Here is a 973-nt window from a genome sequence, read left to right on the forward strand (position 1 = left end):
CTACGGCGGTCGGGCGGTCAGGTGATCGGTGGTTCAGGTCAGGTCAGTTCAGGTCGGGTTGGCGGAGCGGTGCCCCGACGAGGTCGGGATCGCCAGGTCGTGCCGTGAGCCGGGTCTCGGCGTAATAGCCCGCGATGTGGGCCTGGACGGTCCGGCGGGCCGCGGCGGGGTCGGCCGCGCGAATGCACGCGACGATCTCGCGGTGTTCGAGCCTGAGGCGAGCGGATGTCTCCGCCCACGACCCGAGCCGGGCAACGCCCGCGCGTGCGTACGCTTCGATCGCGCTGCGGAGCCCGGCCATGGTCGCGGTGATGACCTGGTTCCCGGACGCCTCGGCGAGGGAGAGGTGGAACTGGGCGTCGAGCGCGAGGAACTCGGCCTCGGTCCGGCCCGGGGCGTCCATCGCGTCGAGGAGCTGTTCCGCGCGGGCCAGGGACGCGGTGCCGACCCTGGCCGGGCCGTTGGCGTCGGCGAGCTCGGTCACGACGGCTGCCTCGAGAACGAGTCTGGTCTTCACGACATCCGCCACCGGGAACCCCTGGGCCGCGACCTGCAGCCGCATCAGCGCCGACATTCCGCCGCCCGGCAGCGCCACGATGATCGCCCCGGACGTCGGCCCGGAGCCGGTCGCGGTGCGGATGAGTCCGAGCACTTCGAGCACCCGGAGCGCTTCGCGCACGCTCGACCGGCCGACTCCGAGGGAGGCGGCGAGGGCGCGTTCGGGTGCGAGGCGATCCCCGGGTCGCAGCCGCCCGGAGAGCAGGTCCCGCTCGATCGACTCGAGCACGAGTTCCCAGGCCCGGCGTTCGTCGGGGAGTGCGCCCTCCGCGGGCACGGCGTCAACGGTCACGGGCTCCTCCTCGGCAGTGGGGTGGTGTCGGTCGTTGGGGCGGCGACTGTGGAACGAAGCCGCTGTGGTCTGACCACACACTACACGGCGACGGATGCCCGGGTCCACCCCTATTCCCCACCC

General features: G+C 72.8%; 1 protein-coding gene. It reads right to left on the reverse strand.

Annotated features, from left to right (window positions below; all coding sequences use genetic code 11):
• Positions 1 to 43 precede the first annotated feature (43 nt).
• The gene (locus QN350_RS19675; RefSeq protein WP_323517197.1) at positions 44 to 850 is read right to left on the reverse strand and encodes a FadR/GntR family transcriptional regulator; all 807 of its coding nucleotides are present in this window, start codon (positions 848 to 850) and stop codon (positions 44 to 46) included.
• Positions 851 to 973 lie beyond the last annotated feature (123 nt).

It is taken from the genome of Cryobacterium sp. 10I5 (assembly GCF_035019865.1).
In the GTDB taxonomy this organism is placed as follows: domain Bacteria; phylum Actinomycetota; class Actinomycetes; order Actinomycetales; family Microbacteriaceae; genus Cryobacterium; species Cryobacterium breve_A.